The 15359-nt window shown below is 69.6% G+C and carries 16 protein-coding genes; 4 read left to right on the top strand and 12 right to left on the bottom strand.

From position 1 onward, the window contains the following. Positions 1-124 precede the first annotated feature (124 nt). Positions 125-790 carry an HAD family hydrolase gene (locus tag ACTXG6_RS33990; protein WP_445183457.1) on the bottom strand — a complete coding sequence of 222 codons (666 nt, stop codon included), beginning with the start codon at positions 788-790 and terminating at the stop codon, positions 125-127. 155 nt (positions 791-945) lie between these two features. Between ACTXG6_RS33990 and ACTXG6_RS33995 the strand changes: the two genes are divergently transcribed. Then, positions 946-1224, top strand: coding sequence for a hypothetical protein (locus ACTXG6_RS33995; RefSeq protein ID WP_445183458.1), 279 nt, complete (start codon positions 946-948; stop codon positions 1222-1224). Positions 1225-1991: 767 nt separating this feature from the next. Here the strand turns inward: ACTXG6_RS33995 and ACTXG6_RS34000 are convergent. The 7 genes from ACTXG6_RS34000 to ACTXG6_RS34030 form a co-directional block, all read right to left on the bottom strand. Then, the gene (locus ACTXG6_RS34000) at positions 1992-2981 is read right to left on the bottom strand and encodes an L-histidine N(alpha)-methyltransferase (RefSeq protein ID WP_445183459.1); all 990 of its coding nucleotides are present in this window, start codon (positions 2979-2981) and stop codon (positions 1992-1994) included. 20 nt (positions 2982-3001) lie between these two features. Next, positions 3002-4294: an MFS transporter gene (locus ACTXG6_RS34005; protein ID WP_445183460.1), complete on the bottom strand. Its 1293-nt coding sequence runs from the start codon at positions 4292-4294 to the stop codon at positions 3002-3004. 10 nt (positions 4295-4304) lie between these two features. Next, positions 4305-5327 carry an iron-containing redox enzyme family protein gene (locus ACTXG6_RS34010; protein WP_445183461.1) on the bottom strand — a complete coding sequence of 341 codons (1023 nt, stop codon included), beginning with the start codon at positions 5325-5327 and terminating at the stop codon, positions 4305-4307. Beyond that, the gene (locus tag ACTXG6_RS34015; RefSeq protein WP_445183462.1) at positions 5317-5550 is read right to left on the bottom strand and encodes a CDGSH iron-sulfur domain-containing protein; all 234 of its coding nucleotides are present in this window, start codon (positions 5548-5550) and stop codon (positions 5317-5319) included. Before ACTXG6_RS34015 ends, ACTXG6_RS34010 begins: the two co-directional genes overlap by 11 nt. Beyond that, positions 5540-6193, bottom strand: coding sequence for a HemK2/MTQ2 family protein methyltransferase (locus ACTXG6_RS34020; protein ID WP_445183463.1), 654 nt, complete (start codon positions 6191-6193; stop codon positions 5540-5542). Before ACTXG6_RS34020 ends, ACTXG6_RS34015 begins: the two co-directional genes overlap by 11 nt. A 318-nt stretch (positions 6194-6511) precedes the next feature. After that, positions 6512-7477, bottom strand: coding sequence for a ferritin-like domain-containing protein (locus ACTXG6_RS34025; RefSeq protein ID WP_445183464.1), 966 nt, complete (start codon positions 7475-7477; stop codon positions 6512-6514). 870 nt (positions 7478-8347) lie between these two features. Next, the gene (locus ACTXG6_RS34030) at positions 8348-8791 is read right to left on the bottom strand and encodes a hypothetical protein (RefSeq protein ID WP_445183465.1); all 444 of its coding nucleotides are present in this window, start codon (positions 8789-8791) and stop codon (positions 8348-8350) included. Positions 8792-9938: 1147 nt separating this feature from the next. Here ACTXG6_RS34030 and ACTXG6_RS34035 point away from each other — a divergent pair. The 3 genes from ACTXG6_RS34035 to ACTXG6_RS34045 all read left to right on the top strand — a co-directional run bounded on the left by ACTXG6_RS34035 (position 9939) and on the right by ACTXG6_RS34045 (position 12479). Then, the gene (locus ACTXG6_RS34035) at positions 9939-11084 is read left to right on the top strand and encodes an AI-2E family transporter (RefSeq protein ID WP_445190172.1); all 1146 of its coding nucleotides are present in this window, start codon (positions 9939-9941) and stop codon (positions 11082-11084) included. 613 nt (positions 11085-11697) lie between these two features. Continuing rightward, a complete protein-coding gene (locus ACTXG6_RS34040; protein ID WP_445183466.1) occupies positions 11698-12198 on the top strand; it encodes an ATP-binding protein in 501 nt (166 codons plus the stop codon). A 113-nt stretch (positions 12199-12311) separates the two neighbouring features. Further along, positions 12312-12479, top strand: a complete 168-nt coding sequence (locus ACTXG6_RS34045) for a hypothetical protein (protein ID WP_445183467.1) — start codon at positions 12312-12314, stop codon at positions 12477-12479. A gap of 341 nt (positions 12480-12820) precedes the next feature. On the opposite strand, the gene ACTXG6_RS34050 is transcribed toward ACTXG6_RS34045, so the two are convergent. From ACTXG6_RS34050 to ACTXG6_RS34065, 4 genes are all read right to left on the bottom strand, one after another. Then, positions 12821-13003, bottom strand: coding sequence for a hypothetical protein (locus ACTXG6_RS34050; RefSeq protein WP_445183468.1), 183 nt, complete (start codon positions 13001-13003; stop codon positions 12821-12823). 207 nt (positions 13004-13210) lie between these two features. Next, positions 13211-13984, bottom strand: coding sequence for a SigB/SigF/SigG family RNA polymerase sigma factor (locus ACTXG6_RS34055; RefSeq protein WP_445183469.1), 774 nt, complete (start codon positions 13982-13984; stop codon positions 13211-13213). A 95-nt stretch (positions 13985-14079) separates the two neighbouring features. Then, complete coding sequence (locus ACTXG6_RS34060; protein ID WP_445183470.1) at positions 14080-14511, bottom strand: hypothetical protein; 432 nt, start codon at positions 14509-14511, stop codon at positions 14080-14082. 188 nt (positions 14512-14699) lie between these two features. Beyond that, positions 14700-15185: a transcriptional regulator gene (locus ACTXG6_RS34065; RefSeq protein ID WP_445183471.1), complete on the bottom strand. Its 486-nt coding sequence runs from the start codon at positions 15183-15185 to the stop codon at positions 14700-14702. Positions 15186-15359 lie beyond the last annotated feature (174 nt).

The raw sequence follows: 15359 nt of genomic DNA on the forward strand, positions 1-15359 counted from the left end.
GTCTGTCTCATTGGCGGTCATCAGTAGCGGTGCTCCCTTTGCGGTGGGGCCGACGGACGCTCTAGCTGAGGTGCCGGAGTCGGTGCCGAATCCGGCCGAGGGGCCGGCGGCGATGGCAGGGGCGTCAGGCGAGGGGGGTGTCGTCCAGTGCTTTCGCCAAGTCGCCGGGGGTGTCGTAGAGGGCGACGGCGCCAGCCTCACGGAGTTCATCGTCCCCGAAGCCGCCGGAGCGGACGACGATCGCCGGCATCCCGGCTTTTTTCGCCGCCTCGACGTCCCACACCGAGTCCCCGACCATCACGCTCGACGCATCGGGCGGCGCACCCAACTTCTTCAGCGCCACCTGCAGCAGGTCCGGCGCCGGCTTGGACGCCTCGACGTCAGCGCTGGTGGTCCAGTCGTCGACGATGTCGCGGGCGTCCAGCTTGTCCAGGAAGACCTCCACGTGGCGCTGCTGCCCGGAGCTGGCCAGCACCAGCCGGTGACCGCGCTCCTTGATCGCCACGAGCAGGTCGCGGGCACCGGGCAACGGCGCCATCTCTTCGAGCAGCGCGTCGACTTCCTTGCCCTGCTGCTCCCGGGCCTGGTCACCAACCCGGCGCTCCAGGTCTTCGCCTCCAACAGCCGTGAGCAGCTGGTCCCCGCCCATGCCGATCAGCCGGTGCAGCCGCCACACCGGGTAGATCTCGCCTACCGAGCGCAGTGCGCGGTACCAGGCGAGCGCATGCTGATAATTGGAGTCAATCAGCGTCCCATCAATATCGAGGACTGCGATGGCGGAGTCGGTCACACTCGATGACTACCCGCCACCCCCATGGCCAACCGCATCGTCTCCAGCGCCCAACCGGGGATTCTCATAAATGACCAGCTCCAGGGCGGCGGGGTTCAGCTGGAACTGCTCACCGGGCCGCTGACCGGGATGTACGACCCGCCGGCATGGGCTCCATGGTCTTCGCCGTGCTCGCGGTCGCCGCCCAGCTCGACCGCGACTACATCCGCGAGAAAGCCCTCGAAGGCCAGCAAGCCGCGGCCGCACGCGGCAACCACGGCGGCCGCCCCAAGGTGATCGACGAGGACGACGTGCTCTTCGCCCGCGCCCTGCGCGACAAGGGCACCCCGATGCCCGACATCGTCAAGAAGCTGACCATCAAAACCGGCAAGAACGTCGGCCAGCACCCCTCAGTCGCCTCCCTCTACCGCGCCCTCGCCGACAACGACGCCTGACCAGGCACTACCCGACCACTTGGCGGGTTTCTCCCGTATCCCGGCAGGCCCCCTGGTTGGGGCGCTCGGTCACGCTGCTGCGCGTGGACGCGAGCGGAGTTGTTCAGCAAGCCAAAACGGACTCGGAGAAAAGGTCCTTGCTGGAATCGGCGACGAGCAGAGATCTGGTGCTTGTGGCCTGGCCGGGACAGTGGAGCCAGGACATCCATGTCGTGGACGATCTCAGGGCAGCTCGCGCCGCGGTCCGAGCCTGATCGAGCAGCCCGCTGCTGAGCATCGGCCGACCCGTGCCGCACACGATGGATTCCGGCCTGCTTGGGGGGTCGGTGTGCGGTCGGAGGTTGCCGATCAGGCTCCGGCGGCTCGCTGATGGTTGTCGACCAGGCGTCGGAGTGCGGCCTTGCGGGTAGGCCAGGGGCCGCCGCTGACTTGGGTCAAACCCGTGGTGCGGGCGAGCCAGCGCTTCGTCCCGCCGCCGCCGGAGTATGCGGGTTGGAGGTAGCCGACCAGGATCGGCTGCTCGGTCTCACCGGCGAGCACTCGCCACACGCCGGAATCACGGCCGGACCACTGGCAGATCCCGGCACGGGGGCCGGCGCCCCAGCCGCCGACGACGCCCTCCAGATGCGGCCAGGCAGGGATCTCAGGCGTTCGTAACAGCGTGCTGTCGAACCGCTGCTGGAGACCAACCCCAGCGCCCCGCTGTCGCCAGTACCTACGCCAGCGTGGAATCGAGGTGCGCATCGCCCGGCGCGGCGTCGGGACTCTCAGCCGCGGCGGAAGAGGAAGATGCCGTACCGCCACGTCGGGTCGATCCACTGTGCTTCGGCGCGCAGGCCGTGCGCCGCGATTTCGGCGACGAACCGGTCGCGGTCGAACTTGGCCGAGAAGCCGACGTTGATCGAGTCTCCGGTGCGCAGCTGGGTGGTGATGCCGAGCCCGGGCAGGGAGATGACCTGGTCCTCGGTCGCGGTGAGGTGCCCGACGACGACCTCGTCCCGATGGTCGTACCAGGCGTGGGGCCGGAAATGCTCGATGTCGAAGTTCGCGCCGAAACGGCGGTTGAGGTGGGTCAGGTGGTTGAGCCGGAACTCGGCGAAGGCACTGTGGTGCGGTGGGTCGTTGTAGCAGGTCTCGAACGTCTCGGCGGGCTTGAGTAGATCGGCTGAGACCAGGAAGCCGTCGCCGGGCCGCAGAGCCGAGCTGATCCGCGCGAGCAGCGCGGCGCGCTCGCCGGGGGTCGTGTTGCCCAGGTTGCTGCCAAGGAAGGCGACGACCAGAGGTGCGGCCACGTTGTCATGCAGCCAGGTGAGTCCGGCCTCGTAGCGCCCCCACAACCCGGTAACCGTCAGACCAGGCACCGCGGTTGTCAGGGCGCGGGCGCTGAAGTCCAGCATCTCCCTGCTGACGTCGATCGGAAAGTAGACCGTGTGACGGCGCCGGGCGCATGCCGAGAGCAGCAGCCGAGTCTTCTTCGCGCTGCCGCTGCCCAGTTCGGCAAGGTGGCTGCCGCCCACGACGTCGGCGATCTCGTCGGCATGGCGTTCGAGCAGCCCGCGCTCGGCTCGCGTCAGGTAGTAGGTGGGCAGCCCGGTGATCGACTCGAACAGCTCGGAGCCGCGCTCGTCGTACCCGAACCAGGGCGGGATCCGCGGAATCGGCTCGCCCAGACACCGGCGCAGGGTGTCGTGGTCGTCCCAGAAAGACGCGTCGTTCTCGACGGCGAGCACGGTTGTTCCCTTCGCAGGCTCCGACATCTCGGCGGCCTCACCCCCGTTCACGCTCGGCCAACCGAGGCTGGCTCGACGCTGGCCCTGGTGAGTGTCATTCCGGTGGTCTCGGGGGCGAGGGCGTGGGAGACGACCGCGCCGAGAGCACAGATGGCGGCGCCGATCACCATCGACGCTCCGATCCCGATGCTCGAGATCCCGACCGGCAGGAGGAATGTGCCGATTGCCGCTCCGATTCGGCTGAACGCGGAGGCGATCCCGACGCCACTGGAGCGGACATCGGTGGGGAACACCTCGATGGGATAGACGGCGGTCAGGTTGCCCGACATCGCGTTGAAGAAGGAGAACAGAGCGAAGCAGACGACGATCACCGCAGCCGGCGCTCCACCCCACAGCCCCGCCACGAGCAACGCGGCCGCCATGATCCAGAACGGACCGATGAGCTGGGTGCGGCGGCCGGTGCGTTCGATCGTCAGCATTCCCACCACGGCGCCGATCGCGGCGATGCCGTTCGCAGCGATCGTGCTCGCGCGGGGATCGGCCAGCCGCAGAGCGGTGAAGACCTGGGGGGCGAACGTGAAGATGGCGAAGTAGGGCGCCACCAGGCAGGCCCAGAAGGTGCATACGAACACGGTGCGCCTACGCAGTTGCGGGGCGAACAGCTGCCGCCATCCCGCCGTCGGCTTCTCCGACTCGTACTCTTCCGCGCGGAAGTACGCCTCGCCACCCAGATGCCGCTCGACGATGCGCCGGGCCTCGTCGGTACGCCCGTGGCGGACCAGCCAGCGCGGCGACTCCGGCAATCCGTGGCGCAGGGCCAGGACCACCACCGCGGGCACCGCACTGGTGATCAGAACCCAGCGCCAGTTCCACCCGGCCCGATCGACGAGGGCGTAGGCGATGACGACCGAGGCGAGGTACCCGCTGTACCACGAGACCAGCAGCAACGACAGCCGCCGACCGCGACCGCGGCTGGGCGCGAACTCGGCGAGCATGGCGGCACCGATGGCGTACTCCGCGCCGATCGCGATTCCCAGCAATAGCCGCAGGGCGAACAGTTGCCACGGCTGCGTCACGAACGCCTGCAGGACGCCGAGGACGATGAACGCGGCGAGGTCGATCAGGAACAGCCGGCGCCGGCCGAAACGATCGGTCAGGTAACCGACGACGGGCGAACCGATGAAGATGCCCAGCAGCGCGGACGCGCCGATCAAACCCGTCCACACCGGCGACATGTCCAAGTCCCTCGCGACGAACGGCAGCACCACGCTCAGGACACCGAGGTCGAAACCGTCGATGCCCTCGCCCCACGCCGTGGTGATTGTCAGGCGCCACAACAACGCGGGATCCCTACGGTTCATGTCGCTCGCTGAGACCACTGCGAATCGGTGCGTCCGGCAGGGCGGTGCGCAGCGACGGCCGGTCCTCGGACCAGCGGTCGAGCAGCCATCGGCCGAACCGGTCACCGAGGTAACCGCTGGCCCTGATCCCGAACACGATGTCGGACGCCAACTCCGGCTCGACGGCCAACAGCGGCCAGATCACGCCGCGCCGCACGAGTTGCTCGTGCACGGCGTCGGCCTCGATGTGCTCGGCATAGAAGTCTGCGGCCGCGTCCGCAAGACCCATCCGTTGCATGCCGAGGACCAGCCGTGCGGAGCCGGGCGACGAGGTCAGCTCCACGGCGGCGAACTGCCCGAGGAGCGCGCCGCGCAGCGATCGGTGCAGACCGCACAGGGACATGAAGTTGACCTCCGCCAGGGCCGGGGCGGAGGCGGAGTCGAGGTAGCGGCCGTAGGTCGGGTCGAGGTTCAGCGCGCGCATCATCTCCGCGAACAGGTGCGAGTGCATGCGCTGGGGGTCCCCGGCCCCGTACTCGTCGTGCTCGATGCTCACCAGGGCTGCCTTGGCCGGTCCGTCGAGGCGGGCGATCACAAAGGCCTGCGGATCGGCCTCCTTGAGGTGGTAGAGCGAGCGGTGGGCCACGTACTCACGCAGCTGCCAGAGCCGGCCACCGTCACGCAGATGGTGGGACACCCCGCGCCCGTCAACCGGTTCGACCAGCAGCGCGTCGATCTCGGCGGCGACGTCCGTACCGGCCGTGACGTCGTCCCGCAGCGCGGCCAGGAAGACCCGCTCCAGCTCGCCGCGGCACCTCAGCACGCCTGGGTCCCACTCGCGGTCGTCGGCCACTCCCGCGAAACCGCGGTAGTGCAGCTCGTAGCAGCAGTACAGCGCGAGCTGCAGATCCTCGCCGTAGGGATCGGCGCCCGCCACCGAACACCTCACCGTTGCCCCGGTTCGCAGCGCCTCCAGCACGGCGGCGGACAGCGGGCCACGCGGCTCGGGCAGAGCCGGGCCGTCAGCCACCATCGGCCTCAGGGTCGAGACGTGCCTTGCGCCGGTGGCTCGTGTCGCAGAACGGCTGCCGGCGGCTGCGACGGCAGACGCACAGCGCCGTCACAGCACGCTCGGAGCGCACCACGCGCCCGTCCGGCAGTTGGACCTCGACGGGGCCCGCCACGAGCACGGGCCCATCATCAGTGACGGTCACCCGGGCGAACACCGGGCCCGGGAGCCTGCGGTCAGCGGGCATGGTGGGCACCGATCACCACGAGCTCCTCGTCCCGCTGACCGGCCCGGATCAACCCCCTGGACTCCAACAGTGCGGCACGGGCGCGCATGACCGGCCCGAAAGCCACCGTGGCGCGTGCCAGCACCTGTCCGGTGAGTCCGGCGCTCGCGAGCGCGTCCAACGTCGCGTCCGGCCCACACACCGCCGAGTGCACGAGCAAGACGTCGCCGTTGGGGCGCAGTACGTCCCGAGCTCCCGCACAGATGCGGTCCAGCAGCGCCCGGCCGTCGGGACCGGCGTCCCAGCACCGGGCGATGCGGTGTCGTGGCAGGACAGCGGTCTCGGCCGGCACATAGGGCGGGTTGGCTATGACCAGGTCGAATAGGCGCCCGGCCACCGGCTCGAACAGATCACCGTGACAGACCGACACCGCCGCGCGGTGCAGCCGGCTGTTGAGCCACGTGGCGACCACCGAGCGCAACGACAGGTCCACTGCCGTCACAGCGACCGCGCCCGCACGGGCCGCCGCCACAGCGATCGTGCCACTGCCGGTACCGATGTCGAGCACCTCCCGGCCGAGGGCGAACCCGCCACGCCGCATCACGTCGGCCACCATCTCGGTATCACCCTCAGCCCGGTACACCCCGGGCGGCCGCAGCAGCATCACGCCAGCCGGATGCCCCAATCCACCTACGACAAACATCATCCCGGCTTCGGCTCCTGGCTGTCGCTGCTGTGACGGGTACCTGAGCCGCACACGGTCGCCGGCGACGATCACACCCGGATCCGTCCAGACCCCGAAAATAAGAAAGGGCCGGCCCGGCGAAATCGCCGGGCCGGCCCGCTAGAAGCGGCTCATCCTGGGCGGTGCACCCGACGGTCCCCGAGCGAGTACTCGCGCACCGGTGGACCGGCGGAGAAGAACAGACCGTGGCGCCCATCAAGAATCCCGCCTGCCGAGAAGGGGCGGCAGGCGGCCGGGCTAGTTGGTGATCGTCTCCTTGGCCAGCGCGCCGACGCGCGTCTGCGCGGCGGAGACCACACCGGAGCGCTTCCCGTTGGCCTGCTCGTACTTGATGATCGTGCGGACATCAGAACTGTCCCGGAGCTCCTTGATCCGCCGGATGGCGTCCTGCTGGTTGAGCTCGGTGTAGCCCTCGATAGGCAGCTCACGCTCGTCGAGCGTCCCCAGCTGGCGGCGCGCGCCGTGCACCGCCTCGGCCGTCTCCGTGGCGCCCTCTCGGCGGGCCACGGTCTCGGCGCGCGCCAGGGAGGCGTCACGGCCGGTGCTGGCGATGTCGCGGGCCGCTCCGCCGAACCGAGCGGCTCGGTTCGTCACGTCGGAGACCGCCTCACGGGCCCACGCGCCGACCTCGTGGGCGCTGTTCATCGCGAGGTTTAGGCCTTCGCGGGCGGTTCGGATCGGCAGCCCGATCACCTTGGTGGCACCGCCCGCTGCCCGTTGGATCGGCGTGGCGCGGAGCGCGGCCGGGCCGCCGAGTGCCTCCTCGGCCAGCACGGTGCTGATCCACTCGACCGTTTCGGTGTGCGCGGTCTCCAGGCGTTCGGCCAGGTCGCGCACGTCGGAGCGCTGGGCCGCCTGGCTCAGGGCCTTAAGGTACCGCGCGCGGCCGAGTAGCTGCTGCTCCAGCGCGAGGTCGCTCAACAGCGCCTCGTCGAAGGGCGCTGCCTGTTCGAGAGTGCTCTTCAACAGGGCGGTCAGCCGGCCGATGACCGGGGTCACCACATCCGGCACCCCGCCGAGGTGGCGGATCTCCTGGGCGATCAGGTGAGACCGCCGGTCGGCGTTGTCGGCATTCTCGGTCAGCTCACGACGGACCGCGTCGGTGCGCGCCTGGACAACCCGCAGCCGGGCCACCTGAGCCTCGGTCTGGGTCAGTTGCCGGACGGCGCGTAGTTGGCGGATGAGTGTCGTGGTCGAGGTCATGCAGTGGCTCCGTCCTCGTCCGGTCCCGGAGAACCTACGGACGATGGATCTCGGTATTGCTCGGTCCCTAGTCACGTACCCGTTGTGCACCGGATGAACATGTCAGTGGCCGATTGTGGTCGTGACACCGCTCACCGGCGGCGATCCTCGACGCCCGGCCATGCGGCCGTCCCTGCCGGCTCGGACTGCTTGGTTCAAGTTGCCACCGCGCATCGGTTGTGCAACGGACGCTACGCTCTCGCGGTGCCGGAGCTAAACGGCGTGTGGGGCGGGCTGAACTCAACCGAACGCGCCACGCTGAGGCAATGACGAACGCCCGACTTGTTCATATCTACTTCAGCCGTCCCAAAATCGTTCTACGGCCTCACCGCAGCGGCGCGCGGAGGAGATCGAGATGACGCTGCCCGAGGACGTGCTGAACGGTGCCCCTCGGGCTACAACACTCGCCGGGCCGGGAATCTCTCCGCGCGGGCCTGTTCTCTCGTGGCTTCCAGATTGGCCCGAGCACCCTCGGGCGTGGAGCCCTCGGCCGATGTCCCGCCTGACCGTGTCCCGCACTTCTCGGCGTTGACCGCTCCGTTGTCGTGCTCAACGGCCACGTTTCCATGGTCCTCGCGCGCGTGCGCGTCCAGTCGATCCTCGTCCTTCATCAATACCACGTGCCTTCCGATCGGAATCTGGACCTCGCATAGGCGGCAGCGGGGCGACCATCCGAATTCCCACCGTCAGGACTTTCACGCCTCCGCGCCCGGCGACGAGCGACACACCGCTTCCGCCGGGTGTCGGTCGCGGCCGGGGTGGATCAGCGGCCTCCGGTGGCAACGCGCAACGTGATACTGCATCCGCGGCGAAGCGACCAGGGAGGACCGGTTATTGCGGCCCGGCAGGTCCCGGCTGGTCGGCGTTGTCGTCGTCGGCGACCTTGCCCACTGGGCGTTGGGCTGCCCCCTTGGTGGCGACGTCATCGCGGTCAGAGGCCGGCTTCGCTTGTTCCTCGGCGCCGGTGCTGCTGCTCTTGCCTACCCCCAGCGCAGGCTCGGGGTTGATCTCGGTTCCGGTCACCCCGTCGCGTTCCTCGTCGGAGACCACCGGCGGCGGGCCGGGTTTGGGGGCGTTGGAGGCGTCGAACGACTTACGCACTCCTTCAGCGCCCTCAGCGCTGACCTCGTCGCGGTCCTGGTCGTACGGCGGCACCGGGACCTGCGGTTCACCGCCGGTGCCGAAGTCTGGGCCCCGGCTCGAACGGCATCCAGGCGGCTGTTGCGCGTGCGACGTTCCTCGCGGCTCGGTGCTCGTTGTCTGGTCCTCGGTCATGCGGCTCACCGTCCCGATAGTCCGGATGGATGCACGACCATCCCGTGGGACCTGCGAGATCGGGCCACCAGCGCTGAACACCACGCTGACCGTAAAGGCCCTGGTTCGGAATCGCGTGCGGGCGATACACCAGGGTCTGGGGTATAAAGCTGGGCCTGGACAAGGCCCAGACATGCACCTTAACGCGACAAACTCTGATCGCACTTCTGAGCCTGCGCTGGCGGGCGCTAATCGTTGTCGGGTCGGCCGCGGCGATCGCGGCGCGGTGTACCCAGGTGGGTTTCTGCACCGCGTTGAGGGCCTAAGTCAGTGGCAACCAGTCGGCCAAGATAGCCATCACCTCAACACCTGGATCGCCGCGCCGCAATCCAGCGGCATTCCACCCGCCAGAGCCAGTCAGAGCCCGACGTTGACACTTGCCCCCGTGGTACGAGGCTCCGCTATGTAAGCTCAGCGGCCACGACGGGAAAGTCCCCAACCGCCGCCACCGAGCAAGAGAACTACAACAATGACGATCACGATTGTGGACATGATGTGGTGTACCCAACATCGAAGCTAATCAAACGAGTAGACCGGCAGGCCGGTACATCTTGACGTCCTGCTGGGACAGCCCTTGCTTGAGCGCGGTGATCGGCTCGTCCTCGTGCACGTCATCATCGGAGAGCAATTGCGCTGCGCGGTGCAACCTCCGCTGGTAGGCCGCTGGGTCGGAGAACATGATCGCTGACGTCCCCCGCGATGGGCTCACCCACCCCGGTCGGCGGGCCGGCGGGTCTATCGGGCCAGCACACCCAGCAGGTGGATTGCGGCACCGCGCGTCAGTCGTTGGTAACGCTCGAATCCAGCTCTAACCGGCGGCAAGACCCATCCCGCGCATAGCGCACCTGACTCGGTCTCGTCGAACCGCGGTTGGGTACCCCCGCGACCGGGCATCCCGCACAGCAAGCGGGACAGGTGGCGAGGCTCGGGGCGGCCGCGGGATGCGCAGCCCGCACCGGGGTCGGAGAGCAGGATCGGGCCGGCGACGCTCGGGCCGGTGGGTTGCCACCGAGAGGGAGCCGAAATGAAGAGGATCAGCGGCCGAGATTCAGACCCAGACCTGCGACCGGGATCGAATAATGGCTCGTTGAGAGTGGCGCGGGATCCACTGCCGCGACCGGTGGATGTCGGGTCGCGAGTCCCGACGGCATTGCGTGTGGCGGCGGCGATCAGCTGGCGGCTGCTTGCGGTCGGTGCGGCGCTGTACGTGATCGGCGTAGTGGTGGGCAGTCTCGCGGCCCTGGTTGTTCCGGTCGCGGTTGCGCTGCTGCTCGCGGCGCTGTTGGCCCCGGCGGTGGCCTACCTGGTAGGGCGCGGGGTGCCCAGCGGGCTCGCCACCGCAGTGGTGATGGTCGGCGGCCTGGCCGGGCTCGGTGGAGTGCTCACCTTTGTCATCGTGACGTTCACCAACGGCGTGCCCGCGCTGCAGTCGCAGGTCGCGGCCAGCATCAACAAGATCGTCAGCTGGTTGACGACCGGCCCGCTGCACCTGAGTGTGGGACAACTGCACGGTCTGAGCGATGGCCTGTTCGCGTCGCTGAACGCGAACCGCGTGAGTATCACCGCCACTGCGCTCAGCACCGCGGCAACGATCGGTCAGACCCTGACGGAGATTCTGCTGGTGTTGTTCACCCTGATCTTCTTCCTGCACGACGGAGCGGGGATCTGGCGGTTCCTCATCCGAATCGTGCCGGACCACGAGCGTTCCCGGGTCGACCTCGCCGGGCGACGCAGCCTGGCCGCGCTGGTCAGCTACGTTCGAGCGACCGCCACCGTCGCCGTCGTGGACGCCGTGGCGGTCGGGCTGGGCGTAGCAATCCTCGGCGTTCCCCTCGCTATCCCCCTCGCCGCGCTGGTGTTTCTCGGAGCGTTCATCCCGATAATCGGGGCGGTCCTTGCCGGCGGCGTTGCGGTCCTGATCGCACTGGTGGCCCACGGACCGATTCAGGCGCTGATCGTGCTGGGCATCGTCATCGGGGTCATGCAGTTGGAAAGTCATGTCCTGCAACCACTGTTGCTCGGACGCGCGGTCAAACTCCACCCGCTCGCGGTGGTGCTGGCCATTGCCGCCGGCCTGCTGACCGCGGGCATCGCCGGTGCGGTGCTGGCCGTGCCACTGCTCGCCGTGCTCAACTCAGGGATCCGCTCGCTGCTGAGCCGAACGGACGAACAGGTGCATCCAGGAGACGTCGATCCCGGAGATCCCGAAGAATCCGGACCCGACGAACCCGGCCTGGACACCGAAGCCGACTAACCACACCCGGTGCGCGCGCGCCACCTCTCGAGGTCGGCGCTGCATCCGGAGTCCGCGTGCATGCACCGTGGTACGGGCCCGACTGTGTGAACTATCCGCGTGAAGAGGCCCGCCGTGGCGGTGGTGGAGACCTCGCCGATTTCGGCAACGCGGAGGAGTGGGACTCGGGCACTACGTCATGCACCCGGATCGACGAGGGGCCCCCTCCAGGTTGGTGCCGCTGGCAGAACGACTCGACGTTCCGTGGTCGACCTGTCGCCGCGTGAGGTCCTGCCCAGCGTCGAGATTGTGCACCGTCCGCTGGAACGGCGGCCGGACCCGGCCGCCCAGCAACGCGGAGACCTCCTCCAGCGTCGCGTCCAGCAACACCCTACAGCTCGACCCGGTCGCTCCGCCCACCCGAGCGCACCGCCCGCGACAGGCCAGCCCACTCCGGCGCACCCGTAGTTCCCATCTCGACCCTTCGTCCATCGCGCTCCGAACGATGAGGGCAATACCTGCTCCACCGGCGTCCATGCCCGCGAACGCGGACGAATTCGAAGGGCGCCGACGCGCGTTCCGATTGTCCGACCCTGCGCGTGTACGGGCGACACCGAGAGGGAACACTGGCCCCGTGGCTCCGCCATCCGACCACAACGAGCACCGGTCCCGACCGGAGCCACTCCGCCGCGACGACACCGGGCCCGGACCGGTCTTCAACCTCGACGTGAGCCTCGCCGCGCACTGGATCGCCTCGTCACTGGCCCGCGACCGCACGCAGCTATGGCTGGAGGGCCACCACTGGCCGCCGGCCCAGATCGAGGATCTCGTCCTCGCCATCAGCGAGGCCGTCAGCAACAGCGTCGAGCACGGCTACCTCGTGCCCCCCGAGTCCTTCGACCACCCCGGTGTGGTCAGGCTGCACGGGCACGTCACGACCGACGACGACGGCCGCCGCGTCGTGTTCACGATCACCGACGACGGCTGTTGGAAGGCACCCGGCAACGACGCCGACCGCGGCATGGGCCTGCACCTCATGCGCGCCTGCGCCGACACCGTCGACGTGAGCGGCACGGCCGACGGCACCCGCATCGAGCTGGTCAGCCGGCACGCCCCTCCGGCGCCGCCCGGCTGACAGCCCCGCTCACACCGGCCGCAGGAGCCGCACCACCACCCGGTCGATCACCGCCCGGGACGCGTCGTCGAGGTCGCCCGCCCTTCCCCGTCGGCTCCGATCCCGCGGCCAGGGTGACCGCCGCGGGCACCGTGGCGTTCCACGTGCGCAGGTCCTTCGCCCTGCGCGGCCCGCACGTCGCACCACTCGCGGCCGACGCGGAAGGCCAGCAGGTCGTCCCCGCCGCCGGGCCGCCGCAGCAGCTGCCGCACACCCCGGTGCAGGGCGCGGTCCCGCAGTGACACGGTGTGCTCGATGCCGCCCTTGCCGACGTAGCAGACTCGACGGCGCCGCAGTACCGTCGGACGCGCTCGCGGCGCAGCGTCGCCAGCCCGCAGGTGCCCCCATCGGAGTCGCCGTCGTCCTCCGGGTCCGGCGCGTACCGCTCACCGCCGACGCGGAACACCCCGAGATCGAGCATCCGGACCCCGGCCGCCAGCACCCGATCCCGGCGCAACCCGGTCTCGTCGGGGCGGCGCATCACCTCCGCCCGGACGCCGGCGAGCCGGCGGCACGCCAGCCCCGGCCGCAGCGGCGGCGAGCGTGTCCCGGTCCAGCCGGGTCGGACCGCACCGGCGTCAACTCAGCACTCCGCGGCGTCACGGCGCCTGGTGTCGCGGGCGAGCGATTGCGGCGGAGCGCCGTCCGGCATCGCGCGGTTCGCCATCGTCTCCAGGTACCGCCCGACCCCGACCACCAGCGGTGGGGGGCGGCCCGCCACCTCGTCCACGACCAGACCCACCGCGCCGTCCGGGCACGGGATCACGTCGAACCAGGCTCACTCGCCCCGCCCCGATGCCCACCGGCGCGCGGCGCACCGCAGTCCCCACGCCCGGCAGCACCGGCAGCGACGAGGGCAACACCGCACGCTGCAGCGCGGCAGCCGCCACCCGATCAGCCGCGACCGCCTCCACCGCGTCCGGATCGCCCAGCTCGTGCGTCATCGCGAGGAGACGCTCCTTCCTGATCCCGATCAGTCCTCAACCAGGATCCGATCACGCAGATGGGCCAGGGTCTGGCTGAGCAACCGGGAGACGTGCATCTGCGAGATGCCGATCCGCGCCGCGATCTGGCTCTGGGTCATGTTGCCGAAGAAGCGCAACATGAGGATCGTGCGTTCTCGGTCGGGCAGCTTCCGCAACAGCGGGACCAGCGCCTCGTGGTACTCGACCCGCTCCAGGGCACCATCGACGAAGCCCAGACGCTCCACGAGGGGCTGGTCGTCGGAGGTCATCACGTCTTCCAGCGACCCGTTGCGGTAGGTCTGGCCCGCTTCCAACGCCGCCAGCACCGACTCGACCGGCACCTGGAGCCGGCTCGCTAGGTCCGAGGGCCGGGGGGCACGGCCCATCTCGTTAAGCAGCGCCTCCGACTCGGCCCGGATCGGGGCCTGCATGTCCTTCAACCGCCTCGGCACGTGCATGGCCCAGGAGCGGTCGCGGAAATGCCGGCGGATCTCCCCTGTGATCGTCGGGATGGCGAAGGCCAGGAACTCGGACCCCCGGCTCGGGTCGAAGCGGTCGATGGACCCGAGCAGGCCGATCGTGCCCGCCTGCTCCAGGTCGTCGGCCGGCTCGCCGCGACCGACGAACCGGCGCGCGATGTTGCGCACCACGGGAAGGTGCGCCATCACCAACTTGTCACGCAGTACGGCCTGCTCGGGATCGTCGGGCGGCAGGGCGGCGAGCCGCAGGAACAGCGGGGCGAACGCCGCGTACTCGTCGGTACGTGGCTTCGCTTCGATCACGATCGTCGGACGTGACAGAGCGGTCTCATTGGGCTGGGTTCCCGTTCAACGCGGACGCAAACCCGCGGGTAGTTCGTACGGACGCGGGGATACCCTCACCGCCGTTGCGGGACCACGGTGTAGCAGGGGTCCCGCACCGACCGCTGGCCGGCGTGGAAGCTCCCGAAACTGGTCGCCGCCGCGCCCGCGAGCAGCGCGAGCCCACCGAGCACCGAGACGCTCCGGGTACGCCGGCCGAGGACGGCGGTCAACGTGGCGCCGGTGACGGTCAGCTCCCGCGCGGCCGTGACGTACCGCCCGGCGCGCCCCTGGTGCAGTGGCTCCGCGGCGAGCCCCATCGCGACTCCATCCTGGCGTGGGCCGCGAGCCTCGACCACCGCGATCCGCCGCGCCGGCCCGGCCTTGCCGACCGGGGCCCACACCATGCCCATACGGCCCGCGGCGGCCAGGCCCGCGCCGCGGCCGACCTCCGGCAGGAGCCGGCGCACCAGGCGGCCGCGCGGCAGCAGCTCGCGGACCTCGGACACTGCGGCGGCATGTAGCCGGGCAGCGTGTCGAACAGCGTCGAAGTGTCGGTGGAGCCCTGGATGCTGTTGCCGCGCAGTGCCAGGATGCCCCCGCCAGCCGGGCCTGGCTACCCTCGGTCGCTCCGGCCCGCTCGGTGTCGTCCGCCGATTCCTCCGCCGATTTTTCGGCCAGCTCGCGTTTGAGTACCTTACCCGTGGAGTTGCGCGGGAGCTCGTCGACGAACCGCAGTCATCGTGCCACGGTCGCCGTGGTCATGGCCGCGACCGCCAGCCAGCTCACGTGCCAGCTCAGGTCCAGCGCCGGGCCGCCGTCGTCGTCGTAGAACCGACCTCTGCCTCCAGTGCGCCAGGGCCCGCAGCGGGTGTCGGCGGTCGGCGAAGTAGTGCGACGCCCCGGAAATGAACTGGCCGATCAGGATGCCTCGCCAGGTCGCGTCCAGGCTCAACATCTTGTTGGCTGCGCAGACCGTGACGGTGCCGCTCAGGGTGTAGACCGCTACGTGCGCGACGCAGGCCCGACGGCCGACGGCGTTCTCCCCGGCGTGTCGGGTTGCCTGGTGGGTGGTCTGAGCCCAGTAGTCGGCAAAGGTGTGCGCGCTCGGCATCGCGATGTAAGAGGCGGCGAACCGGGCGGCCGGGCTCGCGGTGGCCCGCCGGCTGGTGATCGTGGTCATGGCTGGTCCTCTCTGCCCCAGAGATACCCACTCGAGTGGCCGCATCGCCCGAACCGGCGCGGAATAAATGGCGTGAAACTCCCCTGGTCGTTTGGGTTTGATGCCATTTTCGACGGGTAAGAGTGCGCCTAAGCGGACGCTCACCCCCCGGCGCTCGCGTGTCCTGAGCCTGAA

The organism is Pseudonocardia sp. Cha107L01 (genome assembly GCF_052566575.1).

Bases quoted from the DNA above. Each gene is read 5' to 3' on its own strand.
- ACTXG6_RS34015 (WP_445183462.1), bottom strand. From the start codon at position 5,550: ATGCCCGCTGACCGCAGGCTCCCGGGCCCGGTGTTCGCCCGGGTGACC.
- ACTXG6_RS34000 (WP_445183459.1), bottom strand. From the start codon at position 2,981: ATGTCGGAGCCTGCGAAGGGAACAACCGTGCTCGCCGTCGAGAACGAC.
- ACTXG6_RS34030 (WP_445183465.1), bottom strand. From the start codon at position 8,791: ATGACCGAGGACCAGACAACGAGCACCGAGCCGCGAGGAACGTCGCAC.
- ACTXG6_RS33995 (WP_445183458.1), top strand. From the start codon at position 946: ATGGTCTTCGCCGTGCTCGCGGTCGCCGCCCAGCTCGACCGCGACTAC.
- ACTXG6_RS34010 (WP_445183461.1), bottom strand. From the start codon at position 5,327: ATGGTGGCTGACGGCCCGGCTCTGCCCGAGCCGCGTGGCCCGCTGTCC.
- ACTXG6_RS34025 (WP_445183464.1), bottom strand. From the start codon at position 7,477: ATGACCTCGACCACGACACTCATCCGCCAACTACGCGCCGTCCGGCAA.
- ACTXG6_RS34020 (WP_445183463.1), bottom strand. From the start codon at position 6,193: ATGCTGCTGCGGCCGCCCGGGGTGTACCGGGCTGAGGGTGATACCGAG.
- ACTXG6_RS34065 (WP_445183471.1), bottom strand. From the start codon at position 15,185: ATGACCACGATCACCAGCCGGCGGGCCACCGCGAGCCCGGCCGCCCGG.